Raw genomic sequence first — 22,974 nt, 5'->3', positions numbered from 1 at the left:
GAGATATCTAAAAATTAAAAATATAGAATTAAGATTGAAAGTAAAACTACTGAAAGAGTTTTTAATATAAATTTAAGTATTTCATACTGAAATACCACCTCAATTTTACATTTTACATTGAATAATTTTCTATGACATCTCCTTATATATTAAAGCTACATTATAGTCATTCTTGTTAATATTAAATTATTTTATTTAAACTTTCTAAATCTTAAAGAACGTTCCTCTAAAAGCACATCTTTAGGTTTATTATTTAATACTTTGAATTCATTTATTAATTCTTCTTTTATAGAATTTGAAACTAGCTCTAAATTCTTATGAGCTCCCCCTTTAGGTTCCTTTATTATCTTTTCAATTATACCACTTTCTAAAAGCTCATATGAAGTTATTCCCATAATCTCAGCAACATCCTTTGATTTTGAAGGATCTTTTAAAAGTATTGATGCAAATCCTTCCGGAGAAAGTATAGAATAAACAGAGTTTTCAAGCATCCAAACTCTATCTCCACAAGCTAAAGCTAAAGCTCCACCACTTCCACCTTCACCTATTATTATTGAAATTATAGGTACTTTGATTCGTGCTATTTCTATTAAATTTCTTGCTATTGCTTCTCCTTGACCTCTTTCTTCTGCACCAACACCACAATATGCACCAGATGTATTTATGAAACAAACTATAGGTCTATTAAATTTCTCAGCTTGCCTCATTAATCTTAAAGCTTTTCTATATCCTTCTGGATGCGGAGAACCAAAATTTCTCTCCATATTTTCTTTTAAATCTTTTCCTTTTTGAATTCCTATTATAGTAATTGGATTTCCATTTAAAAGCCCAATTCCTCCTACTATGGATTTATCATCTTTAAAACATCTATCTCCATGTAATTCAAAAAAGTTAGTAAATATTTTATCTATATAATCAAGTGTAGTTGGTCTTTCTACCATTCTTGCTATTACTAATCTATCATATGCCTTGATCTTTTTATTCACAACTACACCTCCTTATTCCTATGAAATTTTAGAAGAGTTGAAAGAGCCTTTTTTAAATCTTCTCTTTTTATAATATTATCTATAAATCCATTTTCTAATAAAAATTCTGCACTTTGGAAATTTTCAGGCAATTTTTCTTTTATAGTTCCTTCTATTACTCTTCTTCCTGCAAAACCTATTAATGCATTAGGTTCTGCTAGTATAATGTCACCAAGCATAGCAAAACTTGCTGTAACTCCACCTGTTGTTGGATCAGTTAAAACTGTTATATAAAGCAGCCCTTCTTCACTATGTTTTGCAAGTGCACTACTTATTTTAGCCATTTGCATCAAAGAAAATATTCCTTCTTGCATTCTGGCTCCTCCAGAAGCTGTAAATATTATAATAGGTAATTTTCTTTTTGTAGCTTCCTCTATTGCTAATGTAATTTTTTCTCCTACTACAGTTCCCATACTTCCCATTAAAAAGTTTGAATCCATAACTGCAATAATTGTTTTATTTCCACCAATTTCACATTCTCCTGTTACTACAGCTTCAGAGTTACCACTCTTTTCTTCGTTTGCCTTTAATTTTTCTTCGTAGTTTGGAAAATCCATTGGATTTTTAGACTTCATATATTTATTAAACTCTCTAAAAGTATCTTTATCACAAATATATGATAATCTTTCATAACTACCTAATCTAAAATAATGATTACAGTTTGAACATATATTAAGATTTTCTTCTAAGGACTTTTTATATAAAATTTTTCCACATTTACTGCATTTTATCCAAGTTCCATCAGGAACTATAGGTATATCTTTTTCATCTTCTTGTGGAGTTATGTTAATAACTCCGTATTGTCTCTTTTTAAAAATCCCCATAATTTTCACCAACTATAAATTATATTCTTTGCTTATAAAACTTGTATCAAAGTCCCCTAAGCGAAATTTCTCATTATTTAAAATATCAATTTGAAACTCTATATTATTATCAATACCTTCTATTACAAACTCATCTAGTGCTCTAAGCATTTTATTAATTGCTTCTTCTCTATTCTTACCATAAGCTATAAGCTTAGCTATCATTGAATCATATGTTGGAGGAATAGTATATCCTGAATAAACTGCTGTATCTACTCTGATTCCATTACCTCCTGGTAAATTTAAAAATTCAATTTTTCCTGGTGAGGGTATAAATCCTTTCCTTGGATTTTCAGCATTTATTCTGCACTCAATGGCATGCCCTTTTATTTCAACTTTATCTTGAGAAAAGCTTAAAATTTCTCCATTAGCAATTTTTATTTGTTCTTTTACAATATCAATTGATGTTACCATTTCTGTTATTGGATGTTCTACTTGAATTCTTGTATTCATTTCCATAAAATAAAAATTACTATATTTATCTACTAAAAATTCTATTGTCCCTGCATTAAAATAATTTACTGCTTTTGCTGCATTAATTGCTGCTCTTCCCATTTCTCTTCTTAAATCATCACTTAAAATTAATGATGGTGCCTCTTCTAGCACCTTTTGATTTCTTCTTTGTATAGTACAATCCCTTTCTCCTAAGTGAATAATATTTCCATGTTCATCACCTAAAATTTGAAATTCTATATGTCTAGGATTTTCTATAAACTTTTCAATATATATTGTATCATCGCCAAAATTCACTTTAGCTTCTGATTTTGCAGTAAAGTAAGCATTTTCAAGTTCATTTTCTTTATGAACTATTCTAATTCCTTTACCGCCTCCCCCTAAAGCTGCTTTTATCATTACTGGATACCCTATTTCTTTAGCCTCGATATATGCGTCTTCAATACTTTTAACTATTCCGTTGCTTCCAGGTATTACAGGAACATCTGCACTTTTCATAATTTCTCTAGCTCTAGCTTTATCTCCCATAATACTTATAGTATTACTACTTGGTCCTATAAATTTAATATTACATTCTTCACAAATAGATGCAAATTCTGCATTTTCTGATAAGAATCCAAACCCTGGATGAATTGCATTGCATTTGGTTATTACTGCTGCACTAATAATATTGCTTTCATTTAAATATGAGTCCTTTGATTTAGGCTTTCCAACACAAATAGCTTCATCTGCAAGCTGAGTATGCATAGCATCTTTATCAGCTTCTGAGTAAATAGCCACTGTTTGTATTCCAAGCTCCTTGCAAGCTCTTATTATTCTTACTGCTATTTCTCCTCTGTTAGCTATTAATACCTTTCTAATCATAAAAACACCTCTTTACTATCCTACCATAAAGGTTAATTCTGCTTCACAAACCTTTTTATCATTTACATATGCAATTCCTTTACCTATTCCAGCTGCTCCTCTTATTTTAGTAAGCTCTACCTCTAACCTTAATGTATCTCCAGGAACAACCTTTTTTCTAAACTTTGCATTATTTATTCCACCAAAGTACGCTATTTTACCTTTAAACTCATCTCTTTTTAAAAGTGCAACTGCTCCTGCTTGTGCAAGTGCTTCAACTATTAGCACTCCTGGCATAACTGGTTCTACTGGAAAGTGGCCTTGAAAAAAGTATTCATTCATTGTTACATTTTTTATTGCAACTATTTTATTATCCTCTAAACTCTCAACTCTATCTAATAATAGAAATGGGTATCTATGAGGGATTATCTCCATAATCTCTTTTATATCCAAATATTTCACCTACTTTATCTTAAATAATTCCATTCCAAACTCTACAATATCTTCATCATTTCTTAAAACTTCTATTATTTCACAATCCTCTTCTGCTGTTATTTCATTCATTATTTTCATTGCTTCAACAATACAAAGAACTTCACCTTTTTTCACCTTAGAGCCTACTTCTACATAAGGTTTTCCTCCAGGTGTTCCAGATGAATAAAATGTTCCAACTAAAGGTGATTTAACTGATTTGAAACTATTATTTTTTATATCTTCTATATCAATAGATTCTTCTTTTATTTCAGCTTTATTATTTATTACTATTGCATTATTTTCAGCCTGACCTATTACCCCACCATTACTATTACTATCTTTTGATATTTCTTTGAAGCTTTCTTCATTTTTACTAAGCTTTAATTTAATACCATCACTTTCTAATTCAAATATTCTAAGAGAAGATGAATCTATTGACTTTATCAATTCTTTTATTTGTTCATAAGTTAACATTTCTATCTTCACCTCCACTTTTTAAATATAACTGTTCCATTATGGCCACCAAACCCCAATGAATTTGATAATGCATAATCTATTTCTTCATTTTTACCAACATTAGCAACTAAATTTAAATCACATTCTTCATCTGAATTTAAATAATTAATATTTGCTGGTATAAAGCCATCTTCTAAAGCTTTTATTGATATTATTGCTTCTACAGCTCCAGCAGCTCCAAGTAAATGTCCTGTCATAGATTTGGTTGAACTTACATAAACATCTTTTGCTAAATCTTTAAAGGCTTTCTTTATTGCTAAAGTTTCTACCTTATCATTTATCTCTGTGGATGTACCATGAGCATTTATATATCCAATTTCATTTGGTAATATATTAGCATCATTCATTGCATCTCTCATTGATCTATAAGCACCATCTCCATCAAGAGTTGGTGAAGTTATGTGATAAGCATCACAAGTTGTTCCATATCCTACAACTTCTCCATAAATCTTTGCTCCTCTTTTAAGAGCACTTTCTAATTCCTCTAAAATTAATGCTCCTGCTCCTTCTCCCATTACAAAACCATTTCTATCTTTATCGAATGGTATAGAAGCTCTGTTTGGATCCTCACTTTTACTAAGCGCAGTCAAAGCTTGAAATCCTGCAATACCAAACTCATTAATTGATGCCTCTGCACCACCAACTATTGCTCTATCTAAATATCCATCTTTTATACTTCTATAAGCTTCACCAATGCAATGAGTTGAAGTTGCACATGCTGTAGTAACACTTAAACATGATCCTAAAAGTCCAAACTCTATTGCTATACTTCCAGCTGCAATATTAGATATTGATGTTGGAATTGTTAATGGTGAAACTCTATTTGGTCCCTTTTCTACTAAAGTTCTTATTTGATTTTCTATAGTAATAAGTCCACCAATACCTGAACCAAATATTACTCCAAATCTTTCTCTATCTACTTTATCTAAATCTATGTTACTATCTTTCATACACTCTTTTGCTGCAACTAATGCTAATTGTGTATATCGATCTAATCTTTTAGCATCTTTCTTTCCTAAATAGTTCTCTGCTTTAAAGTCTTTTACTTCTGCTGCTACCTTAACTTTAAAATCTGTTGTATCAAAAAATGTTATTTTATCTATCCCATTTTTTCCTTCTTTAACAGCATTCCAAAAACTATCTATTGAATTCCCAATTGGTGTTATAGCTCCTAATCCTGTAACTACTACTCTTCTCTTCATAAAATACTCTCCTTTTAAAGCATAACCATTCCACCATCTACATTTATTACTTGGCCAGTAATATAATCTGACAAATTAGATGATAAGAATAAAACTAAATTAGCTATTTCTTTAGGCTCTCCTATTTTTTTCATAGGAATTGTCTTTATTACTTCTTCTTTTACTCTATCTGGTAAAACACTTGTCATATCTGTATTTATATATCCTGGAGCAATAATATTAACATTTATATTTCTAGCTGCAAGCTCCTTTGCTACTGATTTTGAAAATCCTATTACACCAGCTTTAGATGCAGCATAATTGCATTGTCCTGCATTCCCAGCTACTCCAACAACAGAAGATATATTTATTATCTTTCCGTATCTTTGTTTAACCATAATAGACGATACCGCCTTAGTTGTATTGAAAGTTCCTTTCAAATTTACATCTATAACATCATCAAAATCTTTTTCACTCATTCTTATAATTAATCCATCTTTAGTTATTCCTGCATTGTTAACTAAGATATCTATACTTTCAAATTTATCTTTTACTTCTTTTATAAAGTTAACCACTTCTTCTTCAATACTTACATCGCATTTACATGCTACCACTTTAACACCAAAGCTCTTTAATTCTTCTATTAAATTTTCTACTTCTTCATTATATTTTCTATAGTTTATAGCAATATTAGCTCCATTTTGCGCTAATGTCCTTGCTATTTCTCTACCTATACCTCTAGTTCCACCTGTAACTATTGCATTTTTATCCTTAACCATTTAAAATTCCTATCCCTTCTAATGTTTTATTTAAAGATTTCATATCTTCAACATTATAAATATTTACTTTTAAGCCTTTTTCTCTACTTATTTCCTTGATAAAGCTACTTAATACTCTACCTGGTCCAAATTCAATAAATGTATCAACACCCATATAAAGCATTTTTTCTATGCTTTTACTCCATTTAACAGATGATTTTATTTGACTACAAAGTAATTCTTCTATATCAGATTTATTATCTATAAATTCAGCTGTAACATTAGATATAATTTTTGTGCTAGGATTATTAAATTCTATGTTTTTAAGTTCCTCTTTAAGCTTTATTGATGCTTTTTCTAACAAGGATGTATGAAAAGGTCCAGATACTTTTAATTCAATAGCTCTTTTAGCTCCATATTCTAAACATAGTTCTTTAGCTTTTTCTACTGCTTCTTTTTCTCCACCAATTACAATTTGATTATTAGTGTTATAATTAGCAATTTCTACTATTCCCTTATCTCTAGAATTTTCTATAGCTATCTTTATTTTTTCTATAGGTAATCCTATTATAGCAGCCATAGATCCAACTCCAATAGGAACTGCTTCTTGCATATATATTCCTCTTTTTTTCACTAAAGCAACTGCTTCTTCAAAACTTAAAGCATTTGCACATACTAAAGCTGAATACTCCCCAAGACTTAGTCCTGCAACAACATCCGCTTTAATACCTCTTTCTTCAAGTGCTTCTTTTGCTGCAATTGAAGTTATCAAAATAGCTGGTTGCGTATTTTCTGTAATATCTAAGTCTTCTTTATTTCCATTAAATATTAGTTCTTTTATATCAAAACTCAATATATCATTTGCTTTATCAAAAATCTCTTTACATCTTGGAATATGTTCATATAAATCTTTTCCCATTCCTATATATTGAGATCCTTGACCTGCAAAAACAAAAGCTGTTTTCATACTTCCTCCTCTTTAAAGGCTCTTTCTTATATTTTCATATTCATTAAACATTTCTTCTATAATTTCCTTAGCACTTTGCTTTTTTGTGATCATCCCTGAAATTTGACCTGCCATAAGAGATCCATTTTCTATATCTCCATCTTTTACAGCTTTTCTCAGTGCTCCTCTACCTAATTCCTCTAACTCTTCTATTGAAGCATTCTTTCCTTCAAGATTTAAATACTCTCTTGCAAGTTTATTTTTTATAACTTGAACTGGGTGACCCGTAACTCTACCAGTTACAACAGTATCTATGTCTTTTGCTTTTACTACAGCATCCTTATAGTTTTCATGAATACTACATTCATTTGCAACTAAAAATCTTGTTCCAACTTGAACTCCACTTGCTCCTAAAATTAAAGCTGCTCCTATGCCTCTTCCATCTCCTATTCCACCTGCTGCTATAACTGGAATATTTACTGCATCTACAACTTGCGGAAGTAAAACCATAGTAGTTAACTTACCAATATGTCCCCCTGCTTCACACCCTTCTGCTATAACAGCATCTGCTCCAGCTCTTTCCATTCTCTTTGCTAATGCAACTGATGCAACAACAGGAATAACTTTAACTCCAGCTTCCTTCCATCTTGCAATATACTTTCCTGGATTTCCAGCTCCAGTTGTAACAACTTTTACCCCTTCTTCAATTACAATTTGTGCTATCTCATCTGCATTTTCAGAAAGTAACATTATATTAATACCAAAAGGTTTATCAGTTAGTTCTTTTGTCTTTCTAATTTCTTCTCTTATAAAACTTGCAGGAGCATTTGCTCCTGCTATTATTCCAAGTCCACCTGCATTAGAAACTGCAGCTGCTAAAGAACTATCTGAAACCCATGCCATCCCCCCTTGAAAAATAGGGTATTTAATATTTAACAATTTGCAAATATTATTGTTCATGAGATTTCCTCCACTCTATTTTTCTATAACACTTTCTATATACTTCACTGCATCTCCCACAGTTTTAATATTTTCAACATTATCAACTTTTACGTTAAATGCATCTTCAAGATCCATTACAACTTGAAATAAATCAAGTGAATCTGCACCTAAATCTTCAATGAAGTTAGTTTCTAATTTTACCTCATCTTCATTAACACCTAATTGTTCGACTACTATGTCCTTAATCTTTTCAAATACCATTTTAAAATCCTCCTAAAATTTAATTAATGTTCCTGCCCAGGTTAATCCTCCACCAAAGGCAGCTAAAATTATTTTATCTCCTCTTTTTATAAGACCTTTTTCAAACATTTCACTTAAAGCCACTGGAATACTCGCTGACGAAGTATTTCCATACTTATCTAGATTAATATAAAACTTATCCTTATCTACTTTTAATCTTCTTGCAGCATCATCAATTATTCTTGAATTAGCTTGATGAGGAACTATATATTTTATATTTTTTATATCCTCATTTGATTTTTCTAACAATTCATTAACTATTTGAGGTATTATTGATACTGCAAATTTATAAACCTCAGCACCTTTCATTTCTATATATCTTTTTTCTAACTTTTTATCTTTTGCAAAAGGTGTATTTAACTCTAATTCACCTGCAACTAAACTCTTTTCCCCAAGGCTTCCATCAGATGAAAAACATGTACTTATAATTCCTTCTTCATCATTTGATATTTCAATCACTGCTGCTCCAGCTCCATCTCCAAATAATACACAAGTACTTCTATCGCTCCAATCTATTATTCTAGATAAAACTTCTGATCCAATTACTAATGCCCTTTTTTTATCAGTACCTCTAATTAAACTAGAAGCAACTATTAACGAATATACAAATCCTGAACATGCTGCTGATATATCAAATGCTGCTGCATTATTACATCCTAATAGTCCTTGAACATTGCAAGCTGTAGATGGCATAATTCTATCTGGAGAAGTTGTAGCTATAACAATTAAATCTATATCATCTTTATCACAATTACTATTTTTCAAAGCGGATAACGCTGCTTTATATGCTAGTTCAACTGTGCCTTCTCCACTAGATATTCTTCTTTCTTTTATTCCAGTTCTTTTTACTATCCACTCATCTGTAGTTTCAACTATGTTTTCCAAATCCTTGTTGCTTACTATATTCTCTGGGCAGTAATGACCAAATCCAACTACCTTTACTCCTTTCATTTAACGCCTCTTTCTAAAAATTCAACTTTCAAGTTATATTTAACTCAAACATCAAATATTTTTATTATCAAAATATAATTTTATATTAAGTTACTATTGAAATTTAGTAGATATAACTTTAACTTCTACATATTCAATAAATTACTTCAATATCATATCCATTTTATAAATAGAAACTATTATTTAAATAAAAATACAGAAATATCGACAAAATTCCTATCCTCAAATATTTTGACTATCAAAGTAATATCATCATGATAATACCATTTTTTTAATTTGTCAACAATCGTAATATTTTTTTAATTATAAATTTAAAATATAATAAGATTTTCTTATATTTAATTTTATATTTTCCATATCACAGCATAATAAATTTCTTCATTTCATGATTTTCACATTTTCTTATTTTATTTTCCAAAATATAATCAGTATCTATTAACATAAATTATTATTTAAACTATCTATTGTTTTTTCCAAAATTCTGAACTATACTATTAATAATATTTTGATTATCAAAGTATTATTCTTAAAATTTAAAGGAGTAAAATTATGAATATTAAACCATTAAAAATTGGTGATTTAATAGCTAAAGTCCCTATAATTCAAGGGGGAATGGGTGTTGGAGTATCTCTATCAAATCTTGCAGGTAATGTTGCAAAGAATGGTGCTATTGGTGTTATTTCTGCTGCTCATGCAGGTTATATGGAAGAAGATTTTGAGGCTAATACATTAAAAGCTAATCTAAGAGGGTTAGCTAATCATATAAAAAAAGCTAAAGAAATAAGTTCAAATGGACTAATAGGTGTTAATGTAATGGTCGCAATGAACAATTATGTTGAACATGTAAAGGCAGCAATTGAAGCTGGTGCTGATTTAATTATATCTGGTGCTGGACTTCCATTGAACTTGCCTGAAATTACAAAAGAAAGCTCAATAAAGATAGCTCCTATAGTTTCATCTTCAAAAGCTGTAAAAGTAATACTAGGCTATTGGAAAAAACATTTTAATAGAACTGCTGATGCAGTAATTGTTGAAGGTCCAATGGCAGGCGGTCATCTTGGATTTAAAGCTAATAACCTAGATGATGAAATTAAAAATTTTGATAATAATGTTATAAACATAATTAAAGAAGTTAAAAACTTTGAAAATGAATTTAATAAAGAAATCCCTGTTGTAGTTGCTGGTGGAGTATTTACTCATGATGATATGGTTAAATACTTAAATCTTGGAGCCAATGGCGTACAAGTTGCAACAAGATTTGTAGCAACTCATGAATGTGATGCACATATTAATTTTAAAAATGCTTATGTTAATTGTAAAAAAGAAAATATTGAATTAACTATAAGTCCTGTAGGAATGCCAGGAAGAGCTATAAAAAATAAATTAACAGAAACATTAAAAAATCAAAAAATCAAAATAACTAAATGTTATAATTGCTTGATTCCTTGCACTCCAGCAACAACACCATATTGTATAAGCTCAGCTTTGATCAACGCTGTAAAAGGCGATGTCGAAAATGGATTAGTTTTCTGTGGTGCAAATGCTCATCGAATAAATAAAATAATTTCTGTAAAAGAACTTATAGATGAATTAATGGGAAAGAACTAGTAATTTATATAAAAATAATAAATGAAAAATTTAAATGAATTTTTCATTTATTATTTTCACTTTTGTTTCATTAAATTATTTCTGACTATTTAAAGTTCTTTCCATTCTATTTAAGGCCTCTAATAAAATTTCTCTTTGAGTACCTATATTTAATCTAACCCAGCCTTCTCCATCTTTAACAAAATAACTTCCCACAACCATTGATATATTTGATTTTTTAAAGAATTCCTTTAATTCATCTTCATTTTTAAATATATCTTTAATATTAATCCAAGCTAAAAAACTTGAGTCTGCTTTCATGACCTTTGCCATTGGCATATTTCTTTCAATCCACTTGTAAAGTATCATAAAGTTTTCTTCTATATATTTAGTTACCTCATCAAGCCATTCTTCACTTTCATTATAAGCTGCAACAACAGCTGGAATTGCAAAAACATGTGGGCTTGTAACATAGACTTTCTTTAGATAATTTAACATCTTATTCCTAATATTGGGGTTTTTAATAATTATATATGATGATTTTAATCCGCCTAAATTAAATCCCTTATTAGGTGATATACACATAATACTATTATTATCTATATTTTCATTTGCATTCCATAGGGTAGTAAATGACTCTCTATTAAAAACTATATCCCTATGTATTTCATCACATACTAAAAGCACATCATGCTTAATACATATTTCACTTAATCTATTTAGTTCTTCCTTTGACCACACGCGTCCACTAGGATTTTGTGGGCTACAGAAAATATATAGTTTAACATTGTTCTCTATAATCTGTTCTTCCATTTTTTCAAAGTCTAAATAATATCTCATACCAACTAACTTTAATGTATTGCAAACTAATTTACATCCACCACGCTCTACAGCTTCAGCAAATGGATCATAAGCAGGAGTATTAATCATTACTGAATCTCCTTCATTACAAAAGCATTGAACTATATAATGTAATGTGGAGCAAGTACCAAACACTAACTTTATCCAATCTCTCTCTATATTCACATTAAACCTACGTTTATTCCAGTTTATAATAGCGTCATAATATTCATCATAATCATATGTATACCCATAATCACCTAAGCTAGCTCTCTTTATCAATGCTTCTTTAATTGAAGGAGAACATTCGAAATCTAGCTCAGCTATATCCATTGGTATAGCATCTTCGTTAACACCAAACTTTTCTTTCAAAATTTTATTATCCCATTTACGACAGTGGCTAAGCTTTCTATTAATCTTTTTATCTAAATTATATTTCATTTATTTTCCCTCCAGGATTATTAAATCTTTACTTGTATTATTTAGTACAACTCCTACCCCATTTTCAATTAATACATCATCCTCTATTCTTACTCCACATGTATTAGGTATATAAATTCCTGGTTCACAAGACATTACCATACCTTCCTCCAAAATAGTATTACTTTTACTATTTAATATAGGTAACTCTCCATCCCCTATTCCAATTCCATGTCCTAATCCATGGGTAAAATATTCTCCAAAACCGTAACCACTTATTATATCCCTTACATGCTTATCTACATCTTTGCATGCAACTCCTGCTTTTATATAATTCACTCCTGCCATTTGTGCTTCTAAAACTATGTCATATATTTTCTTTAACTTAGGATCTGGCTCATCTATGCATATGGTTCTCGTCATATCTGACTGATAACCTTCATATATAATTCCAAAATCTATTGTAATAAATTCATGTGCAGCGAATTCTTTATCTGTTGGTCTTCCATGCGGCATAGATCCTCTTTTACCACTTACAACAATTGTATCAAAAGCCATCCCACTCGCTCCGTTGCTTATTGATAAATATTGAATAAGTGCTGATAATTCATATTCTTTCATCCCTATACATATATTATCTAAAATCTCTTTAAACACTTTATCTGTAATCTCACAGGCTTTTTTTATTGATTTAATTTCATAAATATCTTTACATCTTCTTATCCATTCTAATTCATCATCTAATAAATTAATTTCTAGATCAAAATCCTTTAAATTTAAATACTCTTTCAATAAAATTTGATTAGGCTCTACTCCAACTCTATTTCTACTTCCTAAAATTTCTTTTACTACTTTAATATAATTCTTACCCTGTTCATGCACTATATTTGTAAATCCTGAGGTTACTTCACTTGCTTCATTTATATACCTTCCATCCATAATTTGATAATCGTCATCTTTAGTTATTAATACTTTTACTCCACTTCCAGGTAAAGCACCAATATATCTTTTATTTGACTTACTTTTAATTAATATAGCATCTATATCATTATCAATTAGAATCTTTCTAAACTTATCTCTTCTTTCTTTCATATTTCTCCCTTTCTATAATAAATGAGCAATATACACCTATAGTTCATATTGCTCATTTTTATCGATTATATTTTTGTTAGAAGTCTAAATCTAAATCAGATAGAATATCTTTATCTTCATTAGAGAATATATTACTTTCCTTATTAAGCTTTTCTTTCTCATTCTTAAGCTCTTGTTTTTCCATTATCTTGAAGAAAGGTAAATATATCAAGACAGCTAAAATTAATTGTAACCCGTTTGCAATTAATATTCTCCAATCTCCATTTGTTAAAAATGCTTCTAAAAATACTCCTACATATGGTGGATCAAAAAATGGTTTATTTAACAATCCCCAATGCATCATAAACATAGGTAAAGTTCCTATTATTGCTCCTCCAAATACAAATGGAATAAACATTATTGGATTTAATATAATTGGTGCTCCAAATAATATTGGCTCATTAACTCCAAACAATGATGGGAAAAGTGAAATTTGTCCAATCTTTCGATATCGCTTAGATTTAGATAATAAGCAAGCAACTACGCATCCAATAGTTATTCCAGCTCCTGTAAATCCAAAAAATGCACTTGATGTTCCTGCTGTATAGAAATGTGGTAACGGTTGTCCAGCTTGCATTGCTTGAATGTTTTCTGCAATAAATGTAGCCATTATAGGTCTTGTTACTGGTCCAAATACTGATGAATGTATTCCAAAGAAGAATATTGTACATATTGCAAAGTGTAATCCAAGAACTGCCCAAGGATTATCCATTGATCCAACTAATGGTGAAATAAACTTAGTTAAAATTTGTGGTGGCAATGTTCCAAATATCTTTAATGATAAGAATCTAATTAATATAAATGTTCCGGCAACTATTATTGTTATTGGAATAAGCTCAAAGGACTTTGATACAAAATCTGGAACTCCTTCTGGCATACGAATTGTAATATTTTTCTCTTTACAGAAACGGTACAATTCAACTGCTATTATACCAACTAGCATGGCACAAAATAATCCTTTTGACCCTAAATAACTAATAGATACCCCACCATCTACAGTTTCAATTGCTGTAAACAAAAAGGCAAAAGTAGCTAAAGTTATACACCCTGGAATATATAATTTATAATGATTACCTAAGTTATATGCAATACACATAACTACATATAAACTCATTAATCCTATTGATAAGGTAACAGGTAAATCTAATAGTTCACTATTATTTAAAATAAATTGACTAACAGCATTCTCAGTTCCAATCATATTAGGAAGTGCTGGAATTATAGCAAAAAAACTTCCTAATATAGTAAACGGTGTCATAGCAACCATAGCGGCTTTTATTGCACTTAGATGTCTCTGCTTATCAACTTTGTGTGCAATTGGCATAAGGTACTTATTCATTAGTTCTTCAAACTTTTTAAACATCTTATCTCATTCCCCCTTTACTATTCATTATTATCTTTTATTTGCTAATTGATGCTTTTTATAAGTTACTAAAGCTAGTTTTAATACTGTTGCTCCATCCATTTGACCATACACATCTTTATCTATTACAACAAATGGTATATTTCTAGGCTTACATATAGCTTCTATGAAATCAGTTTTATGTGATACTTGAGGCCCAACTAGTACTATATCCCAATTATCAATTTCCCCTTCTAATGAATCTGCTGGAATAGCTATAAATTTAAAATCTTCTTCCTTTAATTTAGCACTCTCTTTTACAACCTTTTTCATATTTTGCATTAACATATTTGTTGAAAATCCGCCTGCACAACATAATAAAATTTTCATATTATTTACCTCCTTGATATTTAAAAACTTCTACTAGTGTTTCAACTAAATCTCTAGCTAATTGACTTGTCATATAATGATCTTGAGCATGTACCATTAACAATGATATAGGGGTATTTTCTTTTTCAGGATCCATTTCATTTGTTATTAATTTTGTTTGAATCTTATGTGCCTCTAAGTCTAATTTTCTTGATTCTTCAAGCAAAGATTTAGCTCCTTCAAAATCCATATCCTTTACTTTCTTTAATGCTTCAAACGCCTTTCCTTTGCTATCTCCTGCTATGGAAATAATGTTCATAATATCTTTTTCTAACTCTGTCATACTATTGCCCTCCTAAAATTTTATAGTTTCTTCATATGCTTTTTCATCAAAATTTTTGATTATTTCTACAAAAATATCTATAGCATCTTGAATGTCATTTTTATTGGCAATGGAATATCCACAATGCCCATATCTAACAGGTATACATGATACTGCTACTGGCTTTCCTGAATACACCTTATGTGCCTCTCCCCCATCAGTTCCTCCAGTGGTAAACATATCTAACTGAAGTTCCTTATTTAAATTTCTTGCTGATTTTTTTATAAAATTTATTAATTTTTTATTTGGAACTAAAGTCTTATCAAAATTTGTAAGCATCATTCCTTTTGATATTTGTCTATTATTTGTATGATCTCTTATAAATTCATCTGAAAAACAAGCCACATCTATTGGAAGTATTATATCTGGGTTTATTTTATATGTTGCTGTTTTTGCACCTCTTATCCCTACCTCTTCACTACTTGTCCCAACAAAATATACTGTATTAGGATGAACATCATTCTTTAGCTTTTTTAATACTTCTCCAATAATAAAACACCCCAATCTATCGTCAAATGCCTTTCCGCAAATAGTATTATCTATATCTAATTCTTCAAATTCAGTAGTAAATGTCACCATATCTCCAACTTCTATTCCAAGCTTCACTACATCTTCATAGCTATTTGCACCAATATCAACATATACTTTAGTTGCTACTCCATTATCATAAGTAGCATTCAATATTCCATTTACTTTTAGCCCTTCATTAGTTGTTATTCTTACTTTCTGCATAAATTTGGATAATTGCTTAACACCCCCTACTTCTATCAGCATAATTTGTCCTTGGCTAGAAATGCTTCTTACCATGAAACCAACTTCATCAATATGTGCACATATCATTATCTTTGGTCCATTAATATTTCCTTCTTTTTTAAAAATAATACTTCCTAAATTATCATAAGATATTTCATCTGCATAATCCTTTAGTTCTTCTAACATTACATTTCTTACTTCAGCTTCATTTGATGCAATACTATCTGAGTTACTTAATTTTTTTAAATATTCGATATTCATAAACTCCTCCTAAATATTTATTTCATTTAGATTTATTAAAAAATCTTCAAAGGTTTCTGAACCTCTTAACTTTTCAACTAAATATTCATCTTTCATTATTTCAAATAATATTTGGGTTACCATTCCAAGGTAATCCATATTTCCCTTTTCTAAAGCGACCATAAAAATTATTTTTACTGGTTTTTTATTATGAGTAAAACTATTATTCTTTATTATCGCAACACTTAGCAAATTATCTTTGCCACAGATATTTATAGGATGAGGAATAGCTACTCCATTATCATATATTGTTGACATATACTCTTCTCTTTCTATAATATATGAAGCATAATTTTCATCTACATATCCTAAGGCTTCTACTTCCTTTGCCATCTCCTCTAATAGTTCCATATAATTACTATTTTTAGTTACTACCCTAAATGTTTCTTTTTTAAACAAATTTATAAACTCTTTATTTGTTTTAATAAAGCTAGTACTATTTTTTTTCATTTTAATTATATTTCTAATTCTCAATATATCTAAATCATCAATAAGTTCGTTAACGTATACAATTGGCATTTTAAAATCTCTATTTAATTGCCAATTAGTAAATATTATATCTGGATTAAAGTTTTCCACTTCATCTTCATCTAATAGAGAATATGTTCTGATATCACTTGAAGAAAATAACATTTCTAATTTTAATTTCATTAATAGTGCACTGCCTTTTCCACTAGAACATATTATTGCTATTTTATTGTAATTTCGAATTTTATTGTAAATTTCCTTTTCTAAGTGTGCAGCAAAATGAGTTGCTATAAATCCTATTTCATCTTGAGAAATATTTATTTTATATTTTTCTTCTATTTCATTTGAAAACTTAATTGCTATATCAAATATTGTAGGATACTTTATACTTATTTCTTTAACTAAAGGATTACTAAATGATATTTTCTTTTGCAACCTATTTATTAATAAGGAAATATGATATAACAAGTTATTCTTAAACTCTTCATCTTCATAGAAATTAGTATCATATTCATAATCAATTTCTTTTATAAATCTTTCTATATCTTTACATAACTCTTCTATATATGTTTCTTGATTTGTAAATCTTTTGGTCTTTTTTATTAAATACTTCTCTAAATCTATTAATTCATTTTTATTTAATTTTATATCATATATTGTTTCTATAATATTATTCAATTCATCTGCAACTTTAAAATAAATTGACTCTTCTTTTGTAAAATTATGATAGTCATCATCTAACTCTTCATGAATACAAATAGTAACTTTAATAAAAGAATTTATTTGTTCTAATTCTATATAAATAGTATTTAAACTATTTTCTTTTAATAAGGTTATTAATTTATTTTCAATAACTTTAAAAGTCCTCTTTTTTAGTTTATTATCTATAAAGTTATTTATAAATTCATTTCCATCTTCATAATACATCAAGATTAGTTCTTTCCTTGTGTAATCATCACATTGAATTTTTATACCGTAATGGGCTTTCCTTTCTAATACGATATTTCTATTCTCTAACTCTAATTCTACTTTTCTCATATCTGATTTTATTATTGATTTACTTACACTAATTTTTTCTGCTAAATAATCCATGGTAATAAATTCTCTATTTAGTAAAAGTAAAACAATAATATAACTTATCCTATATTCTGGTGAAAAAATTTCATTAAATGATATTTTTTCAATATAAGAATTAAATGTATCCTTATTATTTATTTCTATATAATAACCTCTAGCTCTTTTCAGTCTTATATCAAAACCATTCTTTTTCCCATCTTTTATTAAACAATTCATATTATTGCTAATGGTTTTTGTAGATACCTTAAATAATTCTGCAAAATAATCTAAGTTTAAATACGTATCACTATTAACTAATTGCTCTAATATTTTCTTGCTCCTCATATTATTCTCCTTTAATGAAATCATTTTCTCCCTTATATTTTTAATTCTATATACTATATAGATTTTTTAAAAGGACATAATTTTCTATTATAATTAGAAATTAAACTCATTTTTATATTTTAATATATACACATTACAAAATTATTCTTTAATTTGTATGTATTTTATATTCTTCTAATTTATCATAATTCTGTTTATAAGTGTACTTTACTTTCCAATTATCATTTACATTATGAATATTAATTTACCTACTTGTATATATTTTCCTATTATCTTACAATTGTATTGTAATATATTTTAGGAGCTGAATTTATGTCTTATGTTGAAAAAAGGCCTATTAAACGCAGTCAATTTAGATTGTTTTTAGGACAAACTTACTATAAAATCAGAAAATATTTTTACTGGTGGTTCTCTAAAAATAAATATAGTAAAAATATTAATGAAGAACAATTAGAGCATGTAATTTTTACACATAGTACACCTCTTTATAGAAAGCTAAAAAATGTTGATATGTACTTGCAACATAATAAAGTTGAAAACTTAAAACTAGCAATAAAAAAGCTAGATGGTGTTACAATTATGCCTGATGAATACTTTTCTTACTGGAAACTAATCGGAAAACCTACTTATAGAAAAGGTTATAAAGACGGGGTTGTCCTTTGCCCTAATGGTGATTTTAAACCTGGTGTTGGTGGCAGGTTATGCCAATTATCTAATTTAATTTATTGGATTACTTTACATACCCCTCTGACTATTACAGAGCGATATAGACATAGTCATGATGTTTTTCCTGATGTAAATAGAACACAACCTTTTGGATCTGGTGCTACATGCTTTTTTAATTATTTAGATTTAGAGATTAAAAATACTACAAATAAGCCTTATCAACTTAAATTATATCTTACAAATGAAAATCTTATAGGTGAGTGGTGCTCAAATGAGACTTGTAATTATAGATATGAAATTTATGAAAGAGAACATTCTATAACCCCTGGTTTTTTTGGCCATTATATTAGAAATAATGTTATACATAGGAAAGTTTTTAATATTGTGGGTGAAGAAATTAATGACGAATATGTGGCTGAAAATCACGCATTTATGATGTACCAACCGTACTTAGACAATGAAAAAGTGACAATTGATAATTTATAAATGCGGATAATTGATAATGGACAAGGAACAATTGATAGTTAATGAAAGAATGAAAGAATTGTGGAACAAACTCCTACGGAGTTTAGAAAATTAATTTTTCTTAATTTAGCTAGGCTAAATTATTTCCTTAATTCTTTCATTTTACATTTAATTCTTCAGTATTAAATTAAATCTTCATTCTTTCACTTTTTTATTCTAGCTATATGATTTTTTTAACGCTTTTAATAAAACTTTTGGATCCTTTTTATAAGGTGTTACTGGTATTATCTTTTTATTTTTTACGTTTAATAATGTGTAAACTGCTATTCTTGCTGCACGTACTGAATATTCTTCTGTAAATACCATATCTTCTGGAATTTCAACAAATTGACTTATCATTGCAAAATTTGTTGAACCTTCTGGTACCACATTAGGTCTATCAGTCATTTTACGTGGTTGGAATTGTGCATCGATGTATGGCATCATACATGGAATTACATTTACTACAGTTTCCATTATTTCATCTATTTTATCTTCAAAATGTAAGTGATGTAAAAGTTCAATTAATAGTTCTTCACCAGTACATTCTCTCATAGGCTTCTTTACATAATCTCCAATCTTATCTGTGTAAAGTCCATACCCCCAGAATATTGTTGTATCCATTGGTTGATTTTTGAAATGTGGTTGCGCTGCCACAACTATGCTCATTAACCAATTAGAATCTTTAAATGTCATTAATGCTCCACTACCTGGTACATTACCTGAGAATTGTTCTATAAGTTTTAATAATTTATTACCCTTACATGTTACAGTAAAACTTTCCCAATTAGTTTCATCTGGATGCCCAAAGAATGATTCTGGATTTCCAAGTCCCGGCTTCTTCTTAGCAATCTTTGACCAGAGTTCTCCTGAAATTGGTTTATCTGGGTTATATTCAGGAGCTGTTTTAAAATCTCCTAATGTTGCACTATCAGTCATACAAGCATTAGTCATTATGCAAATATCCCCATCATTGAGTTTAATTATTTTTTCTCCATCTTCATCTTCTATATGCATTGCTGTTACTGTTATACCTTCACCTGGTTTAAAATCTAAATCTGTAACAGTTGCATTTATACTGAAATCAACACCAAATCCATCTAAATAAGCTTTTAATGGAAGTATAACTGATTCATATTGATTATATGGAGTACGTGTTACACCTTCTAAAGTTTCAATACGTGAAAATTCGAATATCATACGTTCCATGTAGCGCTTAAATTCAAATAAACTAGACCATTTTTGAAATGCAAATGTTGTTTGCCACATATACCAGAAGTTTGTTGTGAAAAAGTGAGGTGTATCTTTAAACCAATCTTCAATTGTTAAATCATCTAATTTTTCTTCTGGAGTAATCATTAATTTTCCAAGTGCCATACGATCTGCATTATTAAATCCCATGCTTTCTACATCTTGTATAACACCATATTTATCAATCAAACGCGCTTGTGCATGTGTTGGATGTAGGTGGTCAAAATTCAGTATTTCTTCTGTAACACTCATACCTGGCATTTCTAATGATGGTACACTTCTTAATAGCTCCCAAAAGTTCTCATATGTTTCTTCATTTAACATTCTTCCGCCACGACATATAAATCCATTTATATGGTCTCCAGCTCCATCATTACTTCCGCCTAATATATGCATTCCTTCTATAATATGAATATTTTCACCTTTAAAATTACAGTCTCTTACTAAGTATGCAGCTCCTGCTAAAGATGCTAAACCACCGCCAACAAAATATACTTGTCTTTCATTATTTTCATCAAAATTTTGAGTAAATGTTACAAATGATGATTCTTTTTCTTCATTCTTCTTCATCTTCTTTGCTGCTAAAGTAGCAACTGCCGCCGCCCCTGCAATAGCACCAACTGCTAATAAAGGATTTATATTATTTTTTGACTTCTTACCCATAAATATCCCTCAACTTTCTTTATATATTATTTATCTATCTAATTAGTATTATAGTTTGCCCAAATAATAAAGTATTTAGACAATATTTATCATGTGTCTAATTTTGTTTATTTTTTATAATTTATACATCAATTCTTAACATTTTGTTCACATATTAAATATTATAATATTTCCCTTAAAACAGTTAATCTTTTATTTTTCTAAAGGGGCTCGCGTTTCATGAGCCCATTTTAAACCATTGATTTTACTTGCTTAAATACGCTTTTAAACTTAAATAGAAATTTTTATCTATTATTTATATATGCGCAAAAAAGGGAAGTTCAAATTAGAACTTCCCTTCTTATTATCTAATATTAAAACGTATTTTGATACTGCTTTACTTTAACTTATTTTTTAATTTTATCTAAATATTGAACTGCACTAAGGGCAGCTATATTACCTTCTCCTGCAGATTTTATATATTGGTATGGCTTACCTACACAATCACCAGCTGCAAAGCATCCTGGTATATTTGTTTTCATAAGTCTATCAACAAAGATATGATTTTCCTCTATTTTTAAACCTGGAACTAGCTGGCCTGGTGATATTGAATCTTTCAATAAAAATACAGCATCTGTTTCAATTTCAGATTTATTTAGGATCAATTTAGTTACCTTTAACTCACCAACTATTTCTTGTGGCTTATCTTCTATTAATTTTATATTATCTCTTAATTTATAATTGCCTTTATACATAGGAACATAATATACTTCTCCAGCTAACTCTGAAACATAATTTGCTTCTTCCTCCGCTTCCTTGTTATGACCTATTATGGTTACTACTTTACCTTTATATAATGGTGCATCACAAGTTGCACAATATCCTACACCCTTACCTAAGTATTCTTCTTCACCTTTTATAGGTCTTGTGTATTCTATTCCGGTTGCTAAAATAACAGCCCTTGCTTCAAAAGTTTTATCATTTGCCATTAAAGCAAAATACTCCCCCATTGCATAAATACTATTAATTCTTTCTTCTGTTATTTCTATATCCATAGCCTGTATATGCTCTTGAAATCTTTCCTTAACACCTTCTCCTGTTATTCCATAAAAGCCTAAATAATTATTAATCTTAGGTGCTCTAACAAGCTTATTAGTTAGGTTCTTATTTCCAAAGATAATAAATTTCTTATTTCTTATCTTTGCATTTAAAGCTGCTGATAAACCAGCTGGACCACTACCTACTATTGCAATATCATATCTTTCGCTCACTTTTCTACCTCTTTATTTTATAGATGCTTAATTACAGCTTCTTTTAAAGAATCCTTAGGCATAAAACCAACTAAAGTTTCTACTGGAGCACCATTCTTAAATATCATTAAAGTTGGAATACTTGCTATTTGATATTTATTAGCTATATTTGGATTTTCATCTACATCAATTTTTACAAATCTTGCATTATTTATTTCATTAGATACTTCCTCTAATACAGGAGCTATCATTTTACAAGGACCACACCAAGTTGCCCAAAAGTCTACTAATACAACTCCTTCATGTTTTAATACAACTTCATTAAAATCTGTTTCTGATACATGTTGAACCATATAAATTTACCTCCTAATATACCCCTAAGGGGTATCGTTTGTATTTATTTTACACAATTATTT

The 22,974-nt window shown here is 29.1% G+C and carries 23 protein-coding genes; 2 read left to right on the top strand and 21 right to left on the bottom strand.

Translation table 11 applies throughout. The features are described 5' to 3' along the window. Positions 1 to 191: 191 nt before the first annotated feature. From J7M87_RS04585 to J7M87_RS04535, 11 genes are read right to left on the bottom strand one after another with little or no spacing between them, the layout of a single operon-like run. A complete protein-coding gene (locus J7M87_RS04585) occupies positions 192 to 986 on the bottom strand; it encodes an acetyl-CoA carboxylase carboxyltransferase subunit alpha (RefSeq protein WP_291649126.1) in 795 nt (264 codons plus the stop codon). Between the two features lie 2 nt (positions 987 to 988). Next, positions 989 to 1,849: an acetyl-CoA carboxylase, carboxyltransferase subunit beta gene (gene accD, locus J7M87_RS04580; RefSeq protein ID WP_291649124.1), complete on the bottom strand. Its 861-nt coding sequence runs from the start codon at positions 1,847 to 1,849 to the stop codon at positions 989 to 991. Between the two features lie 12 nt (positions 1,850 to 1,861). Continuing rightward, positions 1,862 to 3,205 carry an acetyl-CoA carboxylase biotin carboxylase subunit gene (locus tag J7M87_RS04575; RefSeq protein WP_291649122.1) on the bottom strand — a complete coding sequence of 448 codons (1,344 nt, stop codon included), beginning with the start codon at positions 3,203 to 3,205 and terminating at the stop codon, positions 1,862 to 1,864. 15 nt (positions 3,206 to 3,220) lie between these two features. Further along, on the bottom strand, positions 3,221 to 3,637 hold the full coding sequence (gene fabZ / locus J7M87_RS04570) for a 3-hydroxyacyl-ACP dehydratase FabZ (RefSeq protein ID WP_008677485.1): 417 nt from the start codon (positions 3,635 to 3,637) through the stop codon (positions 3,221 to 3,223). A 9-nt stretch (positions 3,638 to 3,646) separates the two neighbouring features. Next, positions 3,647 to 4,132: an acetyl-CoA carboxylase biotin carboxyl carrier protein gene (accB, locus tag J7M87_RS04565; RefSeq protein WP_291649118.1), complete on the bottom strand. Its 486-nt coding sequence runs from the start codon at positions 4,130 to 4,132 to the stop codon at positions 3,647 to 3,649. A gap of 8 nt (positions 4,133 to 4,140) precedes the next feature. After that, positions 4,141 to 5,376 (bottom strand): beta-ketoacyl-ACP synthase II, encoded by a 1,236-nt coding sequence (gene fabF, locus J7M87_RS04560; RefSeq protein WP_291649116.1) that lies wholly within the window; start codon positions 5,374 to 5,376, stop codon positions 4,141 to 4,143. Positions 5,377 to 5,390: 14 nt separating this feature from the next. Beyond that, on the bottom strand, positions 5,391 to 6,134 hold the full coding sequence (gene fabG, locus J7M87_RS04555; protein ID WP_291649114.1) for a 3-oxoacyl-[acyl-carrier-protein] reductase: 744 nt from the start codon (positions 6,132 to 6,134) through the stop codon (positions 5,391 to 5,393). Next, a complete protein-coding gene (fabD, locus tag J7M87_RS04550; protein ID WP_291649112.1) occupies positions 6,127 to 7,080 on the bottom strand; it encodes an ACP S-malonyltransferase in 954 nt (317 codons plus the stop codon). The genes fabG and fabD overlap by 8 nt, the downstream gene beginning before the upstream one ends. A gap of 12 nt (positions 7,081 to 7,092) precedes the next feature. Further along, a complete protein-coding gene (gene fabK / locus J7M87_RS04545; RefSeq protein ID WP_291649110.1) occupies positions 7,093 to 8,019 on the bottom strand; it encodes an enoyl-[acyl-carrier-protein] reductase FabK in 927 nt (308 codons plus the stop codon). Between the two features lie 15 nt (positions 8,020 to 8,034). Beyond that, the gene (gene acpP, locus J7M87_RS04540) at positions 8,035 to 8,262 is read right to left on the bottom strand and encodes an acyl carrier protein (protein WP_291649108.1); all 228 of its coding nucleotides are present in this window, start codon (positions 8,260 to 8,262) and stop codon (positions 8,035 to 8,037) included. A 12-nt stretch (positions 8,263 to 8,274) separates the two neighbouring features. After that, entirely contained in the window at positions 8,275 to 9,252 is a 978-nt protein-coding gene (locus tag J7M87_RS04535; RefSeq protein ID WP_291649106.1) for a beta-ketoacyl-ACP synthase III, read from the bottom strand. A gap of 549 nt (positions 9,253 to 9,801) precedes the next feature. Here J7M87_RS04535 and J7M87_RS04530 point away from each other — a divergent pair. Next, positions 9,802 to 10,860 carry a nitronate monooxygenase family protein gene (locus J7M87_RS04530; protein WP_291649104.1) on the top strand — a complete coding sequence of 353 codons (1,059 nt, stop codon included), beginning with the start codon at positions 9,802 to 9,804 and terminating at the stop codon, positions 10,858 to 10,860. A 75-nt stretch (positions 10,861 to 10,935) separates the two neighbouring features. Here the strand turns inward: J7M87_RS04530 and J7M87_RS04525 are convergent, their stop codons facing one another. The 7 genes from J7M87_RS04525 to J7M87_RS04495 form a co-directional block, all read right to left on the bottom strand. Next, entirely contained in the window at positions 10,936 to 12,120 is a 1,185-nt protein-coding gene (locus tag J7M87_RS04525; RefSeq protein WP_008677476.1) for a PatB family C-S lyase, read from the bottom strand. Continuing rightward, entirely contained in the window at positions 12,121 to 13,191 is a 1,071-nt protein-coding gene (locus J7M87_RS04520; RefSeq protein WP_291649102.1) for a Xaa-Pro peptidase family protein, read from the bottom strand. It abuts the gene before it with no gap. A gap of 76 nt (positions 13,192 to 13,267) precedes the next feature. Then, complete coding sequence (locus tag J7M87_RS04515; RefSeq protein ID WP_291649100.1) at positions 13,268 to 14,593, bottom strand: PTS transporter subunit EIIC; 1,326 nt, start codon at positions 14,591 to 14,593, stop codon at positions 13,268 to 13,270. Positions 14,594 to 14,623: 30 nt separating this feature from the next. Further along, positions 14,624 to 14,962 carry a PTS sugar transporter subunit IIB gene (locus J7M87_RS04510; RefSeq protein WP_291649099.1) on the bottom strand — a complete coding sequence of 113 codons (339 nt, stop codon included), beginning with the start codon at positions 14,960 to 14,962 and terminating at the stop codon, positions 14,624 to 14,626. A gap of 1 nt (position 14,963) precedes the next feature. Then, a complete protein-coding gene (locus tag J7M87_RS04505; RefSeq protein WP_008677470.1) occupies positions 14,964 to 15,284 on the bottom strand; it encodes a PTS lactose/cellobiose transporter subunit IIA in 321 nt (106 codons plus the stop codon). A gap of 12 nt (positions 15,285 to 15,296) precedes the next feature. Continuing rightward, positions 15,297 to 16,337, bottom strand: coding sequence for an aminopeptidase (gene ypdE, locus J7M87_RS04500; RefSeq protein WP_291649095.1), 1,041 nt, complete (start codon positions 16,335 to 16,337; stop codon positions 15,297 to 15,299). 9 nt (positions 16,338 to 16,346) lie between these two features. After that, complete coding sequence (locus tag J7M87_RS04495) at positions 16,347 to 18,245, bottom strand: PRD domain-containing protein (protein WP_291649092.1); 1,899 nt, start codon at positions 18,243 to 18,245, stop codon at positions 16,347 to 16,349. 312 nt (positions 18,246 to 18,557) lie between these two features. Between J7M87_RS04495 and J7M87_RS04490 the strand changes: the two genes are divergently transcribed. After that, complete coding sequence (locus J7M87_RS04490; RefSeq protein ID WP_291649090.1) at positions 18,558 to 19,397, top strand: VanW family protein; 840 nt, start codon at positions 18,558 to 18,560, stop codon at positions 19,395 to 19,397. A 195-nt stretch (positions 19,398 to 19,592) separates the two neighbouring features. On the opposite strand, the gene J7M87_RS04485 is transcribed toward J7M87_RS04490, so the two are convergent. The 3 genes from J7M87_RS04485 to trxA form a co-directional block, all read right to left on the bottom strand. Continuing rightward, on the bottom strand, positions 19,593 to 21,329 hold the full coding sequence (locus J7M87_RS04485; RefSeq protein ID WP_291649088.1) for an oleate hydratase: 1,737 nt from the start codon (positions 21,327 to 21,329) through the stop codon (positions 19,593 to 19,595). 386 nt (positions 21,330 to 21,715) lie between these two features. Further along, complete coding sequence (locus tag J7M87_RS04480) at positions 21,716 to 22,579, bottom strand: NAD(P)/FAD-dependent oxidoreductase (RefSeq protein ID WP_291649086.1); 864 nt, start codon at positions 22,577 to 22,579, stop codon at positions 21,716 to 21,718. Between the two features lie 17 nt (positions 22,580 to 22,596). Continuing rightward, on the bottom strand, positions 22,597 to 22,911 hold the full coding sequence (trxA, locus tag J7M87_RS04475) for a thioredoxin (protein WP_291649084.1): 315 nt from the start codon (positions 22,909 to 22,911) through the stop codon (positions 22,597 to 22,599). Between the last annotated feature and the right edge of the window lie 63 nt (positions 22,912 to 22,974).

It is taken from the genome of Clostridium sp., from assembly GCF_017888565.1.
Taxonomy (GTDB): domain Bacteria; phylum Bacillota; class Clostridia; order Clostridiales; family Clostridiaceae; genus Clostridium.
This window is presented reverse-complemented; position numbering and strand designations above follow the sequence as displayed.